The 17,650-nt window shown below is 64.7% G+C and carries 20 protein-coding genes; 4 read left to right on the plus strand and 16 right to left on the minus strand.

Annotation, left to right across the window (positions count from 1 at the left end):
• The first annotated feature begins 2 nt into the window (after positions 1-2).
• The gene (locus EO245_RS06590) at positions 3-671 is read left to right on the plus strand and encodes a DUF1190 domain-containing protein (RefSeq protein ID WP_128892175.1); all 669 of its coding nucleotides are present in this window, start codon (positions 3-5) and stop codon (positions 669-671) included.
• Here the strand turns inward: EO245_RS06590 and EO245_RS06595 are convergent.
• The 8 genes from EO245_RS06595 to hisG all read right to left on the minus strand — a co-directional run bounded on the left by EO245_RS06595 (position 668) and on the right by hisG (position 9,473).
• On the minus strand, positions 668-1,576 hold the full coding sequence (locus tag EO245_RS06595) for an acyl-CoA thioesterase II (RefSeq protein ID WP_128892176.1): 909 nt from the start codon (positions 1,574-1,576) through the stop codon (positions 668-670). The genes EO245_RS06590 and EO245_RS06595 overlap by 4 nt on opposite strands.
• 31 nt (positions 1,577-1,607) lie before the next feature.
• On the minus strand, positions 1,608-2,489 hold the full coding sequence (locus tag EO245_RS06600) for a cupin-like domain-containing protein (protein WP_164931272.1): 882 nt from the start codon (positions 2,487-2,489) through the stop codon (positions 1,608-1,610).
• A 2-nt stretch (positions 2,490-2,491) separates the two neighbouring features.
• Positions 2,492-3,658, minus strand: a complete 1,167-nt coding sequence (locus EO245_RS06605; RefSeq protein WP_128892177.1) for a GNAT family N-acetyltransferase — start codon at positions 3,656-3,658, stop codon at positions 2,492-2,494.
• Positions 3,659-3,813: 155 nt separating this feature from the next.
• Positions 3,814-5,961, minus strand: coding sequence for a sodium-translocating pyrophosphatase (locus EO245_RS06610; RefSeq protein ID WP_128892178.1), 2,148 nt, complete (start codon positions 5,959-5,961; stop codon positions 3,814-3,816).
• A gap of 140 nt (positions 5,962-6,101) precedes the next feature.
• Positions 6,102-7,091 (minus strand): thiamine-phosphate kinase, encoded by a 990-nt coding sequence (gene thiL, locus EO245_RS06615; protein WP_128892179.1) that lies wholly within the window; start codon positions 7,089-7,091, stop codon positions 6,102-6,104.
• Positions 7,088-7,531, minus strand: coding sequence for a transcription antitermination factor NusB (gene nusB, locus EO245_RS06620; RefSeq protein WP_128892180.1), 444 nt, complete (start codon positions 7,529-7,531; stop codon positions 7,088-7,090). Before nusB ends, thiL begins: the two co-directional genes overlap by 4 nt.
• Positions 7,528-8,820: a histidinol dehydrogenase gene (gene hisD, locus EO245_RS06625; protein WP_128892181.1), complete on the minus strand. Its 1,293-nt coding sequence runs from the start codon at positions 8,818-8,820 to the stop codon at positions 7,528-7,530. The genes nusB and hisD overlap by 4 nt, the downstream gene beginning before the upstream one ends.
• Positions 8,820-9,473 (minus strand): ATP phosphoribosyltransferase, encoded by a 654-nt coding sequence (gene hisG, locus EO245_RS06630; protein ID WP_128892182.1) that lies wholly within the window; start codon positions 9,471-9,473, stop codon positions 8,820-8,822. The genes hisD and hisG overlap by 1 nt, the downstream gene beginning before the upstream one ends.
• A gap of 38 nt (positions 9,474-9,511) precedes the next feature.
• Between hisG and EO245_RS06635 the strand changes: the two genes are divergently transcribed.
• Positions 9,512-10,615 (plus strand): DUF2332 domain-containing protein, encoded by a 1,104-nt coding sequence (locus EO245_RS06635; RefSeq protein ID WP_128892183.1) that lies wholly within the window; start codon positions 9,512-9,514, stop codon positions 10,613-10,615.
• On the opposite strand, the gene EO245_RS06640 is transcribed toward EO245_RS06635, so the two are convergent.
• From EO245_RS06640 to EO245_RS06655, 4 genes are read right to left on the minus strand one after another with little or no spacing between them, the layout of a single operon-like run.
• Positions 10,612-11,508: an alpha/beta fold hydrolase gene (locus tag EO245_RS06640; protein WP_128892184.1), complete on the minus strand. Its 897-nt coding sequence runs from the start codon at positions 11,506-11,508 to the stop codon at positions 10,612-10,614. The two genes, EO245_RS06635 and EO245_RS06640, sit on opposite strands and share 4 nt — an antisense overlap.
• Positions 11,508-12,326: an SDR family NAD(P)-dependent oxidoreductase gene (locus tag EO245_RS06645; protein WP_128892185.1), complete on the minus strand. Its 819-nt coding sequence runs from the start codon at positions 12,324-12,326 to the stop codon at positions 11,508-11,510. Before EO245_RS06645 ends, EO245_RS06640 begins: the two co-directional genes overlap by 1 nt.
• A gap of 21 nt (positions 12,327-12,347) precedes the next feature.
• The gene (locus tag EO245_RS06650) at positions 12,348-13,229 is read right to left on the minus strand and encodes a pirin family protein (protein ID WP_128892186.1); all 882 of its coding nucleotides are present in this window, start codon (positions 13,227-13,229) and stop codon (positions 12,348-12,350) included.
• Positions 13,226-13,498: a BolA family transcriptional regulator gene (locus EO245_RS06655; RefSeq protein WP_128892187.1), complete on the minus strand. Its 273-nt coding sequence runs from the start codon at positions 13,496-13,498 to the stop codon at positions 13,226-13,228. The genes EO245_RS06650 and EO245_RS06655 overlap by 4 nt, the downstream gene beginning before the upstream one ends.
• A 52-nt stretch (positions 13,499-13,550) precedes the next feature.
• Here EO245_RS06655 and EO245_RS06660 point away from each other — a divergent pair, with 52 nt between their 5' ends.
• A complete protein-coding gene (locus EO245_RS06660; protein ID WP_128892188.1) occupies positions 13,551-14,144 on the plus strand; it encodes a DnaJ domain-containing protein in 594 nt (197 codons plus the stop codon).
• Here the strand turns inward: EO245_RS06660 and EO245_RS06665 are convergent.
• Genes EO245_RS06665 through EO245_RS06680 form a run of 4 tightly spaced genes read right to left on the minus strand, consistent with a single transcriptional unit; the run spans position 14,141 to position 16,515 of the window.
• Positions 14,141-14,623: a VOC family protein gene (locus EO245_RS06665; protein WP_128892189.1), complete on the minus strand. Its 483-nt coding sequence runs from the start codon at positions 14,621-14,623 to the stop codon at positions 14,141-14,143. The two genes, EO245_RS06660 and EO245_RS06665, sit on opposite strands and share 4 nt — an antisense overlap.
• A complete protein-coding gene (locus EO245_RS06670; protein ID WP_128892190.1) occupies positions 14,616-15,245 on the minus strand; it encodes a glutathione S-transferase family protein in 630 nt (209 codons plus the stop codon). Before EO245_RS06670 ends, EO245_RS06665 begins: the two co-directional genes overlap by 8 nt.
• Positions 15,246-15,258: 13 nt before the next feature.
• Positions 15,259-15,615: a DUF1428 domain-containing protein gene (locus tag EO245_RS06675; RefSeq protein WP_128892191.1), complete on the minus strand. Its 357-nt coding sequence runs from the start codon at positions 15,613-15,615 to the stop codon at positions 15,259-15,261.
• Positions 15,616-15,672: 57 nt separating this feature from the next.
• A complete protein-coding gene (locus EO245_RS06680) occupies positions 15,673-16,515 on the minus strand; it encodes an oxygenase MpaB family protein (protein WP_128892192.1) in 843 nt (280 codons plus the stop codon).
• A gap of 92 nt (positions 16,516-16,607) precedes the next feature.
• Between EO245_RS06680 and cobS the strand changes: the two genes are divergently transcribed.
• A complete protein-coding gene (gene cobS, locus EO245_RS06685) occupies positions 16,608-17,600 on the plus strand; it encodes a cobaltochelatase subunit CobS (protein ID WP_128892193.1) in 993 nt (330 codons plus the stop codon).
• The last annotated feature ends 50 nt before the right edge of the window (positions 17,601-17,650 follow it).

Here is a 17,650-nt window from a genome sequence, read left to right on the forward strand (position 1 = left end):
TGATGACGAGCACCACGAACCAGCGCCGGAAACGGTCGGGACGCGTTGCGTTGACGACGATGGCCGCACTGTCGGGTACGGCGCTGCTGGCCGCTTGCGGTGAAGGCGAGACCATGCCGGCCGCGAATGCCGCGCAGGCACCTGCGAAAGCGGGCAAGCCGGCCGACGCGCAGGAGGTCCAGGTGTTCGAGAACGTCTTCGAATGCGCGAAGAAAACCGACAATACCCGCGCCGAATGCGCCGAGATGCGCAAGGAAGCGCTGGCCGTCGCCTCGAAAGAAGCTCCGCGCTACCAGGCGATCCAGGATTGCGAGCAGGAATATGGCGAAGGTCGCTGTGTTTCCGAGGAAGAGCCGACCACGCGTCGCCGCCACTTCTCGCCGTTCCTCGCGGCCTTCATCTATCACAAGAGCGACCGCCGCCCGACGCCGCTGTTCCGTGGCCGCGACGGTGCCTTCAAGACGCCGAACGGCATGCGCCTCGGCTATGCCGGCCAGCCGGGCAAGTATTACGCAGGCTCGCGCGCTTTCGAGAAAGCGAAGACCGTGCCGAAGGTAAAGCCCGCTTCGAAACTCGCCGCTCGCGGTGGTTTCGGTGAGCGTGCGGGCAAGTGGAACCTCAACGACCGCAACGGTTCGACCGGTTCGCGCATGAGCAGCCGGGGCGGCTAGGCTTCGTCCTTGCCCTTGCGGCGACGCATCATGCCTTCCTGGGCGACGCTGGCGATCAGCTCGCCCTTCTGGTTGAAGATCCTGCCGCGGTTGTAACCGCGACCCGACCCGCTCCACGGGCTTTCGGTCGCGTAGAGCAGCCATTCGTCGGCGCGCGCTTCGCGGTGGAACCAGATCGCATGGTCGAGGCTTGCCCCGACCAGCTCGCCGCGCATCCAGCTAAGGCCATGCGGCAGCGCGCTGGTGCCGAGCAGCGTGTAGTCGCTCGCATAGGCGATGATCGCGCGGTGCAGCGCCGCATCGTCCGGTAGCGGGGCGACCGTGCGGAACCAGCTGTGCGCCATCGGCGGCTTGGGTTCGCTGTTCATCCAGTGCAACTTGTCGGTCGTGCGCATCTCGATCGGGCGAGGGCGGGTCATGAGCTTCTTTTGCTGCTCGCTCATCCGGTCGCCGCGCGCTTCGACGACCTTGCGGCGGATTTCCATGTCGGACTTCAGGCCTTCCGGGCCGGGCACGTCGGGCATGGCGTAATCGTCATGCTCGAGACCTTCCTCGGGCGCCTGGAAACTCGCCGTAAGGTTGAGGATGGGCTTGCCGTTCTGGCTCGCAACGACCCTGCGGTTGGCGAAGCTGCGGCCTTCGAAATCGCGCGCGGTCGCATAGTCGATCGGCGTGCCTTCCTCGCCGCCACGCAGGAAGTATGCGTGGAGCGAGTGGGCGTGCTTGCCTTCGCCGACGGTCCCCTGTGCCGCCTGCAGCGCCTGGGCGATTACCTGTCCGCCGAAAACTCGACCGATGCCGTCCTTCTGCGGCGCGCCGACGAAGCTGTCGTCGCCCACCTGTTCGACGGTGAGAAGGCGGATAAGCCCGTCGACGACGCGGGCGGGATCGAAGTCATCACTCATGCACGCGCTTTGCGGCGCTGCGCGGTCGAGGTCAACGAAGGATGCGCAGTTTCCGCAATGCGCGATAGGCAATGGACTTGCCGCGGTTGGATGCGGGCCAGCGCCCCGGCGCCTTCGGTTCGAGGCCGAAGCGGCGCAGGTGATGGTTGAGCGCCCGCGCGTCAGCCTCCGCAAAGCTCCAGTCGCTTCGCCAGGTAATCGACAGCGAAATCGAGCTTTCCGGCCCGTTGCGCACGAAGTGAGGCGCCATGACCGGCACGAACAGCGCTTCGCCCGGTCCGATGGCGAATTCCCTGCCACCTGCGGCAAGATCGTCGGTCCAAACAAGCTCGCGAGCGCCGCCCGTATGGTAGCTTTCGTGCATCGTATCGGCTGCGAAACGCGCATCGCCCGCCGGGAACTGCGTCATCGTCTTCGACCCGGCGAGCTGAAGTAGAATGTTGTGCTCCGGATCGAAGTGATAGGGTGTGACGGCATTCGGGCTCGAGATGAAGACGAACCCTTGCGGCTTCATCAGCGCGCCGGTCTTGGCCTCGATCTCGCCCCGAATTTCCCCGAGAAGCGAATGGAGCAGGTCGGCATAGGCCGGCACCTGCTCGATGTTCTTGAGCACTGCCCAGCTGTTGCTCGTCGCGATGTGGCGGATCGTCTCCTCGATGGTCCTGCCGGTCGCTCCCGGTTTGCCGTCGATACCGATCGGCAGGTCGCCCCGGTTGAACTCGATCGAGCTTTCCGGAAGCTGCCCCGCCAGTTCGGCCAGCGCATCGAGCTGCAACATCGCATGCAGGTCGAGGTGGTGGGTGAGGACGTGCGGCGTCTCGGGATAGTTCAGCGCGAACCTCGCGCGCGCGTCCTCGCCGAAAACGGGCAGGCTGCGCTTTTGAGCTACGTCGAATTGATTGGGCGCACCCATGGTCAAATCCCTTCCAGTTCGGTTCCGGTTTCGCGCTTAAGGATCCGGCGGCAGATCGCCTGGCGAGCGCTGCCCCCGATTGCGATGGAGATACGCACCATGCTGCGCTTCTCGCGCCAGATGCGGTCGATCATCGGATGGTCGCTCGATGCGCAGCTGTCGCTCCAGGCGATATCGTCGCGATCGAGCACCTCGAGATTGAATTGCTGGAGGAGAACGCCGGGCGAGAAGCGCGCGTAATCCTCGTCGAAAGCGGTCTTGTAGGAGAATGCGCCGGGCGGGCCGAGGAGGTTCGCAAGCATGGCGATAGGCTTGCCGTCGAGCCGCAGGGCAAGGCGTTCGATCTGGCCGTGTGCCGCTGCTCCTGCCAGCGTCTCGCGAAACACCTGCGCCGTCGCGTGGTCGCTCGCGAGGGCGGAGCCGTTGCGACCCTTCCATCCCGCGGCTTCGAGAGCGAGGAATTCACCGGTCCAACGAGCGAGATCGCCGTCGCCACCTTCGCGAATGAAGTCGACCGTTCCTTCATCGGACAGGCGGCGCAACTGGCGACGCAGTTCCTTGCGTTTCTTGGTGCTCAGCGACTGCTCGAAATATTCGGTCGAGGAGAGCGAAGATTGCAGGAATGCGCGCTCCTCCCGGTGGACGATCGCAGCTGGGCGATTGTGTGCCTCAAGCACGTCGCGAAGGGCGGCGACCAGCGGGCCGTTCTCGTCGAGATGGGTGAGGTGCAGGAACAGCGCCGATCCCGCGCTGTCGTCGACCCAGTCAAGCAGGGCCTGCCAGAACGGTGCTTCGAAGCCCGCGCGCACCAACGGCGAACCTAGAAAAGCGTTGTCGTGCATCCAGTTGCGCAGGTGCGGCAACGGGTAACGGTAATACAGGCCAATGCGGGCAATCGGCAGCAGGCCGACGAGATCGCCGTCGACGCGCACGCAAAGCAGGTCGCAGCGGCCGCCGTTGTCGAACGCCTTCAGGGCCGGTTCGAGAGCCCAGGGGGCATGGAACGGGTTCGGCTCGCTCGCGCTGTGGGAGAGGCTTTGCCACTCGGCGCGGAATGCCTCGCTGCCCGCCGCTTCGCTCCACGGCAGCGCGGACACGGCAAGCCCGCCGGAAGCCAGGGCTTCGGCGGCGATGCGTGTCTCCGGGTCTGGCCGCGGGCGGCTGGCCATGTGTTAACCTTCGTCTGCCGTGGCAATGAGCGCCACGGTGCCGCCTTATCCGACAGGCGCTGAGGAAGAATTAACGCTGGCGAAGGTGTCCCAAAACGAAAGGCCCCGCCCGGATTGCTCCGGACGGGACCCCACTTTCGGTCGGGTATGACGATTTAAACGACCGAGTGACCAGCAAGCGCTGCAAGCAGAAGCAGTGCAACGATGTTGGTGATCTTGATCATCGGGTTCACGGCCGGACCCGCGGTGTCCTTGTAGGGGTCACCCACGGTGTCGCCGGTCACGGCAGCCTTGTGGGCTTCGGAGCCCTTGCCGCCGTGGTTGCCGTCCTCGATGTACTTCTTCGCATTGTCCCATGCGCCGCCGCCGGCGGTCATGGAAAGCGCGACGAAGAGGCCGCCGACGATGACGCCCAGCAGCATCGCGCCGAGTGCGGCGAAGCCGTTGTCCTGACCGGCGATGGCAGTGATCGCGAAGTACACCACGACCGGCGAAAGCACCGGAAGCAGCGACGGGATGATCATTTCCTTGATCGCGGCCTTGGTCACGAGATCGACCGTCTTGGCGTAGTTCGGACGGCTGGTGCCCTCCATGATGCCCGGGTCGTTCTTGAACTGCTCGCGGACGTCGACAACCACGTCACCGGCTGCACGGCCCACGGCGGTCATGCCCATCGCACCGAACAGGTACGGGAGCAGTGCGCCGAGGAACAGGCCGACGATGACGTACGGGTTCTCGAGGCTGAACGAGACTTCGCCATTGCTGGGATCGCCGTCGAGGAAGTTCGGGAAGAACACCCTGAGGTCGGTCGTGTAGGCAGCGAAGAGGACCAGCGCGCCGAGGCCCGCCGAACCGATCGCGTAACCCTTGGTCACGGCCTTGGTGGTGTTGCCGACAGCGTCGAGCAGGTCGGTTTTCTCGCGAACGGAGTCGTCGAGACCGGCCATTTCGGCAATGCCGCCTGCATTATCCGTCACCGGACCGTAGGCGTCGAGCGCGACGACCATGCCGGCCAGCGCCAGCATCGCGGTTGCACCGTAGGCAATGCCCATGAGGCCTGCGAGCTGGTAGGCGACGACGATGCCGCCGACGATCACGAGCGTCGGAAGCGCAGTCGATTCCAGCGAGATCGCGAGACCCTGGATCACGTTGGTACCATGGCCCGTTTCCGAAGCCTTGGCGATCGAGCGGACCGGACGGAAGCCCGTGCCGGTGTAGTACTCGGTGATCCAGATGATCAGGCCGGTGATGCCGAGGCCGAGCATGGCGCACCAGAACAGGTCCATGCCGGTAAACTCGACCATGCCCGTGCCCGGGTTGAGGATCGTGTCCATGCCCACATCGACCGAGCCGAGCGCACGCCAGGTGACGTACCAGATCAGCGGAATGGCCAGGATGGCGGAGACGAGGAAGCCCTTGTACATCGCACCCATCACGTTCGTGCCGTTGCCGAGACGAACGAAGTAGGTGCCGATGATGCTGGTCACGATGCACGCGCCGCCGATCAGCAGCGGGAGCGCCATGAGCGGCAGCAGCAGGTCGCCGACCGAGGTCAGCAGCAGGGCGGTGAGGACCATGGTCGCACCGACGGTGACGACATAGGTCTCGAACAGGTCGGCAGCCATGCCGGCGCAGTCGCCGACGTTGTCGCCCACGTTGTCCGCGATCACGGCCGGGTTGCGGGGATCGTCTTCCGGAATGCCTGCTTCGACCTTGCCGACGAGGTCGGCGCCGACGTCTGCAGCCTTGGTGAAGATACCGCCGCCGAGACGCGCGAAGATCGAGATCAGCGATGCACCGAAGGCGAGCGCGACGAGCGCGTCGATCACGACGCGGTCATTCGGCGCAAGGGCCATCGGGCCGATCAGTACGTAGAAGAACACCGCGATGGCGAGCAGCGCGAGGCCTGCCACCAGCATGCCGGTGATAGCACCTGCGCGGAAAGCGAGGGTCAGGCCCTGCTGCAGTCCGCTCTGTGCCGCGGCGGCCGTCCGAACGTTCGACTTCACCGAGATGTTCATCCCGATGTAGCCGGCGACCCCGGACAGGACAGCGCCGATCACGAAGCCGACAGCCGAAATCCAGCCGAGGAAGACCCCGACGAGAATGGCGACGACCACGCCGACCATGGCGATGGTGGTGTATTGACGGTTGAGGTAAGCCTTGGCGCCTTCCTGGATGGCGCCGGCAATCTCTTGCATCTTCTCATTGCCGGGTGCCGAGTTGAGCACCTGGCGGCTGGTGATGAAGCCGTAGACCACGGCTAGCAATCCCAGCGCGATTGCTATCAGTACGAGTGTCACGAAAATCCCCTCACAATTATGCGGGTGTTTCGGCCCGCTTTTGCGGGTCCGACCCAGAGGGTTGCCGGTATTAAGGGCGTAGTGCCTTCGCGCAAGTCCCTATCGGGCGAAATGCACGGCCTTCAGCGCCTCACTGCGTCTCAGTGGGTGTATCCAAGCCCCTCGGGGCTGTCGAAGGCGGTCCCGGAAACGACCAGCGGAGCGCTGCCCTGCGCTTCAACCGAGCCGATGCGGTGCGCCGAAACGGGCAGTGCGAGTTCTTCGGGCGCAGTAAAGAGGAGCGCGTAATCGTCGCCCCAAGTGCAGGCGGCTTCCCGCATAGGCCTGCCTTTGCTCCCGACATCGACCAGATTGCCCTGCGAGGCGCGCTGAATGAATCGGTCCGAATGCGGTACGGCGTCGAGTTCGATACTCAGTGTCACTCCGCTTGCCTCGGCGATCCGGCTGGCGTCGAGGAACAGGCCGTCCGACACGTCCATCATCGCGGTCACATGCGGTGCAAGGATCTCGCCCTCGGTCAACAAAGGACGGGGGCGAAGGAACGCCTCCACGAAAAGGGGATCGGGCACGAAAGGCTTAGGGATATCGCCCGCGAACCCAGGCTGGGGACCTGTCTCCTTTTCCCTTTCGAGCCGACGCAATTGCGCGAACCCGGCCATCGCCTCGCCGATCAGGCCGCAGAGATAGACAGCATCGCCCACCTGCGCGCCCGAACGCGACGGGACCGGGGTGTGTGACGCCCGGCCGATCGCGGTCAGGCCGAGCGTGCGCGGACCTTCCCCTCCAACGGTGTCGCCGCCGAGCAGGGGGACGTCGTATTCCCCGAGGATCGCCGAAAGTCCTTCGATGAAGCGAGCGTCGCCTTCACCAAGCGTGTGCGACAGCAGCACGCCCATCGGAACAGCGCCCTTGGCAGCGAGGTCGGAGAGGTTGGTCGCAACCAGCTTCCAGGCAATGTCGTAGGGGTCGGTGCCGGGCAGCCAGTGGGTTCCCTCGACCATCGCGTCATGGGTCAGGACGAGCGTTTCCGATCCGATTGTCAGGACGGCGGCATCATCGTCGAGGTTTCGAGCCCCGGGGTGCGTGGCAAGTACCCGCAATTGCTCGATAAAATCGAGCTCGCCGCTCACCGGGCCTCTTTCGCGATCGCGTCGAGAATGCCGTTGACGAATTTCGCCTCGCGGTCGTCGAAGAACGCCTTGGCGACGTCGACATACTCGTTGATCGCCGTACCGATCGAGATGTCCTGCCGCGCCATGAGCTCGTATGCGCCTGCACGCAGGATTTGCAGCATGGTCTTGTCGAGGCGGGCGAGTGTCCATCCGCTGGCCAGCTTGCCGACGATAGCCGCGTCGATCTCGTCGCGCCGTGCATGGACGCCGCTCACCACATCGTCGAAGAAATCGACGTCGGCGTCGGCATATTGCTCATTCTCGATTTCCTTGCCGAGCCGGTGCTGGTGGAACTCGTCGAGCAGGCGGGCAAGGGCGGTGCCTTCCATCTGCTGCTGGTAGAGCGCCTGTACGGCTGCGAGGCGGGCGGCCGCGCGGGCCTGCGAACGGGAGGTCATTTTTGCAATCTCAATTCGATGGATTTGGCGTGGGCGGGCAGGCCCTCTGCATTGGCGAGCGCGACGCCGGCCGGGCCGATTGCGCCGAGAGCGTCGGCACTGGCCGAGAGGAAGCTGGTGCGCTTCATGAAGTCGAGGACCGACAGCCCGCTGGAAAAGCGCGCCCGGCGGCCCGTGGGAAGGACGTGGTTCGGCCCTGCAAGATAGTCACCGATCGCCTCCGGCGTCATGCGGCCGAGGAAGACGCTGCCGGCATGGCGCAGCTCGGCAAAAAGCGCGTCCGGATCGTCCACCGCCAGCTCGACATGCTCGGCGGCAAGCCGGTTGGCGAGCGGAACGGCCTGCGACAGTTCCTCGACGACGATGATGACGCCGTGGTCGCCCCAGCTTTTCTGCGCAGTGTCCTTGGTCGAAAGCATGGCCGACTGCACGTCGACGCGGTCTTCCACCTTGAGCGCGAATTCCGCATCGTCGGTGATGAGGATCGACTGCGAAGTCGGGTCGTGTTCGGCCTGGCTCAGCAGGTCGGCCGCGATCCAGTCGGCATCGTTCTTGCCATCGGCGATAACGAGGATTTCGCTCGGACCTGCGACCATGTCGATCCCGACCACGCCGTAGAGCTGGCGCTTGGCTTCCGCGACCCAAGCATTGCCCGGGCCGGTGATGACATCGACTGGCTCGATGGTGTCGGTGCCGTATGCGAGCGCGGCAATCGCCTGCGCGCCGCCGATGCGCCACATGGTCTCGATGCCTGCGACATGCGCTGCGGCGAGGACCAGCGGGTTCACCTTGCCGCCCGGCGTGGGCGAGACGGCGATCACGCGCTCGACGCCTGCGACCCTGGCGGGAATGGCGTTCATCAGCAGGGATGAGGGATAGGCCGCCCGGCCCCCCGGAACGTACAGGCCTGCCGCATCGACCGACCGCCACTTCGCGCCGAGGCGCACGCCGGTATCGTCGGTGTAATCGCGGTCTTCGGGAAGCTGCGCCTTGTGATAGGCTTCGATGCGCTGTGCCGCGAGGAGGAGCGCGTCGCGCAGATCGTCCTCGAGCGCCTTGAACGCCTCTTCGAAATCGGCCGGTCCGTAAGCCCAGTCGCTTTTGCTCGACATGCTGTGCCGGTCGAAGCGGTCGGTCATCTGGACCAGCGCCTTGTCGCCCTGGTTGCGGACCTGCGCGATGATCGAGGCGACGTCTGCGGCCACGTCGTTCGCGCTCTCGCGCCGGTCGGACACGATTGCGTCGAACTTGCGCTGGAAATCGGCGTCGGTGGTGCGGAGAAGCTGCATCAGGCGGCCCGCTCCGCCGCATCGCTGCGGAAAGCCTCGACCAGCGCGGCGACACGCGCATCGGTCTTGAGCGCGGCGCGGTTGACTATCAGCCGCGCGGAAATGTCCATGATCTTGGAGGTTTCGACCAGCCCGTTGTCCTTGAGCGTCCGCCCGGTCGAAACAAGGTCGACGATCCGCCCGCACATGCCGAGGCTCGGCGCGATTTCCATCGCCCCGTTGAGCTTGACGCATTCGGCCTGGATGCCGCGCGCCTCGAAGTGGCGGCGGGTGAGGTTGGGATATTTGGTCGCGACGCGCACGTGGCTCGCCCCGTCGATGCTGGCTGCGCCATCCTTCGGTTCGGCGACCGAGAGGTGGCAGTGCCCGATATCGAGATCGACCGGGGCATAGAGATCGGCGTAGTCGAATTCCTCGATCACGTCCGAACCCACGATACCGACCTGCGCCGCGCCATGCGCCACGAAAGTCGCAACGTCGAAGGCGCGCACGCGGATCAGTCGCATGTCGTCGCGCGTGGTGGCGAAGGTCAGGCTGCGGTTGCCCTTGTCGTGGAACGCGTCTTCCGGCACGACGCCTGCACGCGCCATGACGGGAAGAGCTTCTTCCAGAATGCGGCCCTTGGGAATGGCGAAGGTCAATTGTCCGGTCATTGCGAGCGGGCAGATAGGTGGAAGGCAGGCAAAGGGCAATGGCGAACGGCAAGCGTGACACCTCGGCGAACTATGTCGTGACCGACCCCCAGGCGAGGGGACCCGAAGCGGTCGCCCGCTCGCTGGAGAACCAGGTCGCCTATTGCCGCGACAATGGCGCGCCGATCACTGCCAGCGTCTGCGAGGCACTGCGCAGCCTGCTCGACACCGACCGTGGTGGCATTGTGATGGAGCGGGTGCGCAAATGGGCCGGGCCCGCGCTTGCCGATGCCCTGCCGCTGCGCGTGGCGGGCGGTCTGCACGCATTGCACCTTTCCGGCGCGGAACCGGAGCTTCGCCCGATCTACGAGGGCCACGAGCCGACCGATACGCAGGATCGCATCGCCGCAGCTCTTGAAAAGCACGAGGCGTTCCTGCTCCCGTGGCTCGATGGCCCGCCGCAAACCAACGAGGCAGGGCGCTCTTGGGCCTTTGCCGCCGCCATGCTGTGGCTCGCGGACGAAGGGCTGCCGAACAGGTTCGAGCTGATCGAAATCGGATCGAGCGCGGGCATCAACCTGATGATGCGGCGATACCGCTTCGATCTCGGCGGCGTGACGGCGGGACCGGAGGGTGCGTCGATGCAGCTGACGCCCGAATGGCGCGGCAATCCGCCGCCCAATGGATCGTTCGAGATTGTTGGAGCGCGCGGCTGCGATGTCGCTCCGGTCGATTTGACCGATCCCGACCAAGCTTTACGGCTGCGCGCCTATATCTGGCCGGAATTCACGACGCGTTTCGCCCGGATGGACGCGGCGATAGAGGCTGCCGAGACCATGCCGCCCGATATCACCCGCAGCGGTGCCGGCGACTTCCTGACGGACGTGCTCGCCGAAGACCAAGAGGACGGCGTTACGCGCATCGTGATGCACTCGGTCGTCTGGCAATACATCCCGGCGCATGAGCGCGACCGGATCAACACGCTGATGGAAACGAGCGGAGCCGCCGCGACCGACGAAGCGCCACTCGCATGGGTGTCGCTGGAGGCCAATCGCGATACGCACCGGCACGAGCTTTCGGTCCGCTACTGGCCGGGCGGGGAGGAATGGACCAAGCTCGGCACCGCCCATCCGCACGGCGAATGGGTCGAGTGGGGTCTTTAAGCGGTCTTCGCCAGGAACGCTTCCATCGCCGCATTGAAAGCTTCGGGCGCTTCCCACGTCACGAAGTGCCCGCAGCCCGATACTCTCTCGATTGTGAGGTCGGCGACCACATCGTCGAGGCCGTCGAGGTTCTCCGGCGGCAGCGCCTGGTCGTCCATCGCCCAGATCACCAGTGTCGGCATTGCGAGCTTGGGCAGCGGGTAGGGCTCGTAATCCTCGGGTAGCTCGTAAGGGGCATCGAGGGGCAGGACTTCCATCGGGCTCGCCCGGTAGTAGTTCAGCATGCCGATGGCGGCATCGGGATCGGACCAGTCCTTCAGCATCCGCGCCTGCTCGGCCTCGTCGACCTCGGTCATCACCTTCCCGTCGAATGCCTTCAGCAGGATCGGGGCCAAGCCGTGCTCGCGAATGATCGGATCGTTCGCCGTGTCGCGAAAGGTCGTGAAATACTGGCTCGCCTCGCGCTGGGCGCGGTTGGTGTAGAGCAGCTTGGGGAACAGCGTAGGATGGGGTGCATTGGCGATGATCGCACGGGTCACGCGCCCGTTCATCATGCCGGTATATGCAACGCCCCAGGCGATCGCGCCGCCCCAGTCGTGGCCGACGATGGTGAAATTATCGATCCCAAGCGCATCTGCGAGCAGGAACACATCGCCGATCAGCTTGTCGGGCGTATATTCCTCGACCGCCTGCGGTTTCGATGACCCACGATAGCCACGCTGGTCGGGCGCGATACAACGGTACCGGTCGGAGAACTGCGCAATCTGGTTGCGCCAGGTCCAGTGGCTTTCGGGGAAGCCGTGCAGGAAGATCAGCGCTGGCGCATCCTTCGGCCCCTGGTCGACGACATCGAGCTCGATCCCGTTGGCAAGCGTGACGCGGGTCTGCTCCATCACCCTTCCTCGGCTTCCATTTTCTCCATGTAACCCGATGCGACCATGCCCGCGACCTGGTCGAATAGCTGGTCGGGGGTGCGGCGCATCTCGCCCATGGCTTCTTCCATGCCGCGCGCGACGATGATCTCGCGCTGGTTCGCCGCGACGGCATCGAGCATGGTGTTGGCCGCTTCGTCGGCGGGAATGCCATTGTCGATCACATCGTCGCTGCGCCCGCGTTTCTCGCCGCTGCCGGTGAGGGCATTGCGAGAAACGTCGGTTGCGACCGAGCCGGGGTAGATCACATGCACGCCGACGCCGTCGCGCGAAAGCTCGGCGCGCAGCGCATCGGCATAGCCGGCAAGACCGAACTTCGCTGCGCAATAGGCAGTGCGCATGGGCACGCCGACCTTGCCCGCGATCGACGAAATGAAGAGCAGCTTGCCGCTGCCACGGTTGGTCATGTGCTCGAGCAATGCCTGGCTCGCGGCAATCTGCGCGGTGAGGTCGATATCGATGATGTCGCGATAGACCTGCATCGCCGTCTTGGTCGCGCGGCTGCGCTGCGAGACGCCCGCATTGGCAACGAACCCATCGATACCGCCCGACCATTCGACCGCCTTGTCGCGCGCGGCGAGCATCGCGTCCTCATCGCGCACATCGAAGGGCAGGGTGAGCGTCTCGGTCGCAATATCGCCCGCGACTTCGGACAGGCGCGCCTCATCGCGGCCCGACAGGATGACCCGCGCGCCGCGCTTGCCGAGTTCGCGCGCAAGGGCCGCGCCGATCCCGCTCGATGCACCGGTGATCCACCAGCACTGGCCTTCGAAACTCATGATTCCCTCCCGATTGGATTTTTATGGATAGCTGACCGTCTTCGGCTTGTCGGGCAAGGGGATGTATTCCTCCTCGTCGCCCGGCACCGTGGGGAAACGGCCCTGCTGCCAGTCCTCGCGCGCCTGCCTGATCCGGTCGCGGTCGGAGCTGACGAAATTCCACCAGACATGACGCTTGGTCGCAAATGCCTCACCGCCGAGCAGCATGACCCGTCCGCCTTTTTCCGATTTGAGGGTCATGTTCCGCCCCGGCTCTAGGATCGTCAGCTCGTACAGGCCGAGCGGCTGGCCATCGACCTCGGCTTCGCCACCGACAAGCATCAAGGCGCGCTCGTCGGCGCTGATTTCTATCGGCAGCGACCCGGTCGGCGCGAGAACGATCTCGGCATAGATCGTGTCTGCATAGGTCGTCGTCGGCGCGCGCTTGCCCCACAGCTTGCCCATGATGACGATCGCCTTGGCGCATTGGTCCTCGACGACCGGCAGGTCCCTCTTCTCTTCGAACGCAGGATCGATTTCCTCGCGGCCATCGGGAAGGGCGAGCCAGGTCTGCATGCCGTAGAGCTTGGGCCCTGCATCGCGCTCTTCCTGCGGGCTGCGTTCGGAATGGACGATACCGCAGCCCGCCGTCATCAGGTTCACTTGCCCTGGCCGAATGGTCGAAAAGCTACCCAAGCTGTCGCGGTGGTCGATCGCACCCTGGAACAGCCAGGTCACCGTCGCGAGGTTGATATGCGGGTGCGGGCGCACGTCCATGCCTTGCCCAATATCCATCGAGCCGGGGCCGAACTCGTCGACGAAGATGAACGGGCCGACCATCGTGCGCCCCTTGCTCGGCAAGGCCCGGCGAACCTCGAACGCGCCGAGGTCGTGGGTGGTGGGCGTGATTGTCTGCTCGATCATGCGGTCGGGGCGGACGCCTGGATGGCAAGCGCGTGGACGCGCTGGCCGGGAATGTCGCCCAGCGCGCGGTTGACCATGCGCTGGCGCTCAAGCCGCGACTTGTCGGCAAAGGCGGTTGCTTCGATCACGACGGTGAAATGTGATTCCCCGCTGCCGTCGTCGCCCGAATGTCCATGATGCTTCGCGCTGTCGTTGATGACCTCGAGCCGCGTGGGGCTGAAGGCTTCGCGAAGGAGCTGTTCGATCTCGCTGGCTACGGTTCCGGTCATGTCGTCGGTTTGGGGGTTCCCATTCGCCTTGTCCATGCCCATCCTAATGTGCGTGAAGCAATCGAGGTTCCATGGCCGGTTCGAAGACAGCGACCGGATTTGCGAAGCGTCGGGCTGCCAGGAGCCGGGCGAATTCCGTGCGCCCGGCAATCGCGGGCACGGTTTCGACGGGCCGGGCAAGTATCGCTGGTTCTGCCTCGACCATGTGAGGGAATTCAACGCCGGCTACGACTGGTTCGAGGGGATGAGCGCCGAGGAAATCCTCGACGCGCAGGCCCCGGGCGCAGGCTGGCGGACCGAGAGCCCGAGCTTTAGGCCCACCGCCGGGGTCGACGGCATGCCGCGTTGGGCCGATTTCGACGATCCGCTAGATGCCATTTCCGCTCGTGCAAGCGGGATCAGGAGCAAGGCCGAGCGGCAGGCGAAAATGGCGATGGACGGCCGCTTCAGCCGCGAGGAGGCGGAGGCTCTGGAGACGATGGGCCTTGGCCTCGACACCGATCGCAGGCGCTTGCGGCGCCGTTATTCCGAGCTGGTCCGGCGATACCATCCCGACCGCAATGGCGGGGATCGCAAGTTCGAGACACGGCTAAACCGCGTCGTCGAAGCTTACCAGCTCCTGCGCAAGAGCCACGCCATCGCCTAACCCGCGATTGCTGCCTCGATGGCGGCGTGGTCGATCTTGACCATCTGCATCATCGCCATGTTGACCCGCTCGCGCACCGCCGGGTCGTCATGCCCGAGCCCGTCCATCAGGACATGCGGGACGACCTGCCAGCGCAGGCCGAAGCGATCGGTCAACCAGCTGCATGCCATGGGCGAACCGGTCTCACCCAGCAGCGCATCCCAGTAGCGGTCGGTTTCTTCCTGCGTTTCGGTAAAGACCTGCAACGAGATCGCGTTGGTGAAGCTGTCGTCATGGTTGCCGTTCATCGCCATGACCGGCCTGCCGAGCAGCGTCAGGTCGATCGTCAGGACATCGCCCTTCTTGCCGCCCGGCCAGTCCGAAGGGGCAGCGTTGACCGCGTGGATTTCGCTGTCCGGGAACAGGTCGCAATAGAAGCGGGCGGCATCCTCCGCCCCGTCCTTGAACCACAGGCAGAGCGCCGTCTTTTCCCTAGTCATCGGACGTCTCCGCCATCGCCGCCATGTCTATCGCATTGGCTTCCTGCTTCGCCGGGCGGGCATTGATGCGCTCGCGATAGGCGGCAAAGGCGGAGCGCTCGGGAATGGTGCCGAACTGCAGGCCCCAATCGACCTGGCTGCCGACATAGACATCGGCCATGGTGAAGCGCTCGCCGCACACGAACTGGCGCTCGGCAAGCCAGCCTTCGAGCGTGTCGATGGTCAGGTCGAACGAGCCGAAACCGGCCATGCCGCTGCGTTCTTCCGGTACATCCCAGCCCATCGATTTCGCCACCACCGCCTGCTCCAGCGGTCCGGCGGCGAAGAAGAACCAGCGGAAGTAGCTCGCCTTCTCGTGCGCGTCGGGGAGCAGCCCCGCATCCGGGTGCGTTTCGGCGAGGTAGTGGCAGATGGCCGCTGCCTCGGTCACCACATGGTCGTGCCCGCCGTGATGATGCACCAGCGTGGGCATCTTGTTCATCGGGTTGATCGCCTTGAAGCTCTCCGGGCGGGTGTCCCAGGTGTACATTTGCGTGTCGTAGTCCGCGCCGGCCTCGTGCAGGGCCCAGCGCGCGATCATCCCGCGGCTCATCGCAACGGTGTGGAAGGTGAATTCCGCCATGTCCGTATTCTCCCTACTTGCGATCCGAATAGATGGTGCGGAAACCGCCGAAGATCATGCGCTTGCCGTCGAACGGCATCTCTGCCGGCGGGTTCTGCATGCGCTCGTCCTCCATCATTTCGGCATGGGCCTGATCGGCGGATTCCTTGCTGTCGAAGATAGCCCATGAGAAGACGATCTTCTCGCCATCCTTTGCAGCGACCGCCTTGCGGAAATCGGTATGCTCCCCGTCGGGAACATCGACTTCCCAGTTCTCGACCACTTCGAGCGCGCCGTATTCGAGGAAGATCTTGCCCATCTCCTCCGCCATGTCGCGGTAGGCGGCTTCGTTTTCCTCCGGCACTGCGAGAACGCATCCCATCACATGCATCGCAACCTCCTCTTCCCGCGAGGAGTTATGCGCCCGGATTATGACGATAGGAAGGACTTACTGGCGGAAGGCCCAGCGCAGCGTGCGCCCGACCGATTGCGCCGCGAATTTCGCTGGCAGTGCGGCGAGGCCCGGTTCGCGCAGGTCGAGCATGTCGCGCGCCCATACCGGCAGCAGGTCGACCGCCGCCGTGCCGATCGCCGCCTGGACACCGGGCGGTGCGCCCTGGGGGCGCTGGTTGAGGACGAGGTTCGCGACTTCCTTCGCCTCGGCGCGCGCGACGAGCTCGCCGCGCATTTCGCGCAGCAGCTTCTCGGCCTCGTTCTTGGTCTCGGGCACGGGATCGGCGCCCAGCCGGCGCGCGATCTCGGCGAACTGGCGGTAGTATTCGTCCTGGTCGGCGAATGGCATCGAAGGCCGAACGTAGCGCAGGTAGGCTTCGAGGAAGCTTGTCGCCTCCGCCACATGGACCCAGGCGAGCGTGCGCGGATTGGTCGCCGAATACTGCGATCCGTCCGGGAGCGTGCCCGAAACCTGCGAATGGATCGCGTTAACCCGCTCGATCGCTTTCGCCGCCTCTTCGTGATGGCCGAAGGTCGTCACGGCGATGAAGCGAGCGGTCCGCCGCAGCCGCCCGTGCATGTCGGCGCGAAAATTCGAATGGTCGAGCACGCCTTGCAGCGCATGCGGGTGGAGCATCTGCAGCAGCAGCCCGCGCACCCCGCCGATCATCATCGAGACGACATCGGCATGTACCAGCCTGATCGGGCTGTCCTTTTCGAACAATGCCTCGTCGGACACCGGGACCGGTTGTTCGCCGCCCTCGACATCGTTGAAGACCGCGCGCACGCGCTCGACGAGGCGTTGGCGGACACGTTCGGAAGGGCGGAGCGATGCCATGCGCTGCCAATATAGGTTTTCGGCAGGCGAATGGAATGTTGCAAACCTCCCGCTTGCGAGGCAGGGCGCAGCCGTATAGTCCCGCCGACGAAATGAACGACATGACCGAAAAGAGCTTCGAAGCTTCCGACAAGACGATCCTCGCAGCGCCCGACACCGAGGTGGACGTGCGCGAAACCTTCGGGATCGATATCGACTGGAAAGTCCCGGCCTTCTCGAAGGCGGACGAGCGCGTTCCCGATCTCGACGAGAGCTACGTTTTCGATCCGGAAACGACGCTCGCGATCCTCGCCGGCTTCGCGCACGATCGCCGCGTCATGATCCAGGGCTATCACGGCACCGGTAAATCGACTCACATCGAGCAGGTTGCAGCGCGCCTCAACTGGCCGTGCATCCGCATCAACCTCGACGCGCACATCAGCCGTATCGACCTTATCGGCCGCGACGCGATCGTGCTGCGCGACGGCCTGCAGGTCACCGAGTTCCGCGAAGGCCTGCTGCCGTGGGCGCTGCAGCACCCGGTTGCGCTCGTGTTCGACGAATACGACGCCGGTCGTCCCGACGTGATGTTCGTGATCCAGCGCGTGCTCGAGCAGCAGGGCAAGCTGACGCTGCTTGACCAGAACCGCGTGATCCGTCCGGATCCGAACTTCCGCCTTTTCGCGACCGCCAACACCGTCGGCCTCGGCGATACGAGCGGGCTGTATCACGGCACGCAGGCGATCAACCAGGGCCAGATGGACCGCTGGAACATCGTCGTCGGTCTCAATTACCTGCCGGCAGAGACCGAGCAGGAAATCGTCGCCGCGAAGAACCCGAAGACCGATCCCAAGGTCATCGCCGACATGATCAAGGTCGCCGACCTGACGCGTCAGGGCTTCATCAACGGCGATATCTCGACCGTGATGAGCCCGCGTACGGTTATCACCTGGGCGCAGAATGCCGACATCTTCAAGAACGTCGGCTTCGCGTTCCGCCTCAGCTTCCTCAACAAGTGCGACGAGGCCGAGCGGATGCTGGTGGCCGAATATTACCAGCGCGTCTTCGGCGAAGACCTGCCGGAAAGTGTCGTCAAGCAGGGCTGACCGGCGCGCAACCGTTCTCAGCCGCCGTTCATGAGATGACTTGCAAAAAG

Origin of the sequence: Erythrobacter sp. HKB08, assembly GCF_004114695.1 — a bacterium.
GTDB lineage: Bacteria > Pseudomonadota > Alphaproteobacteria > Sphingomonadales > Sphingomonadaceae > Parerythrobacter_A.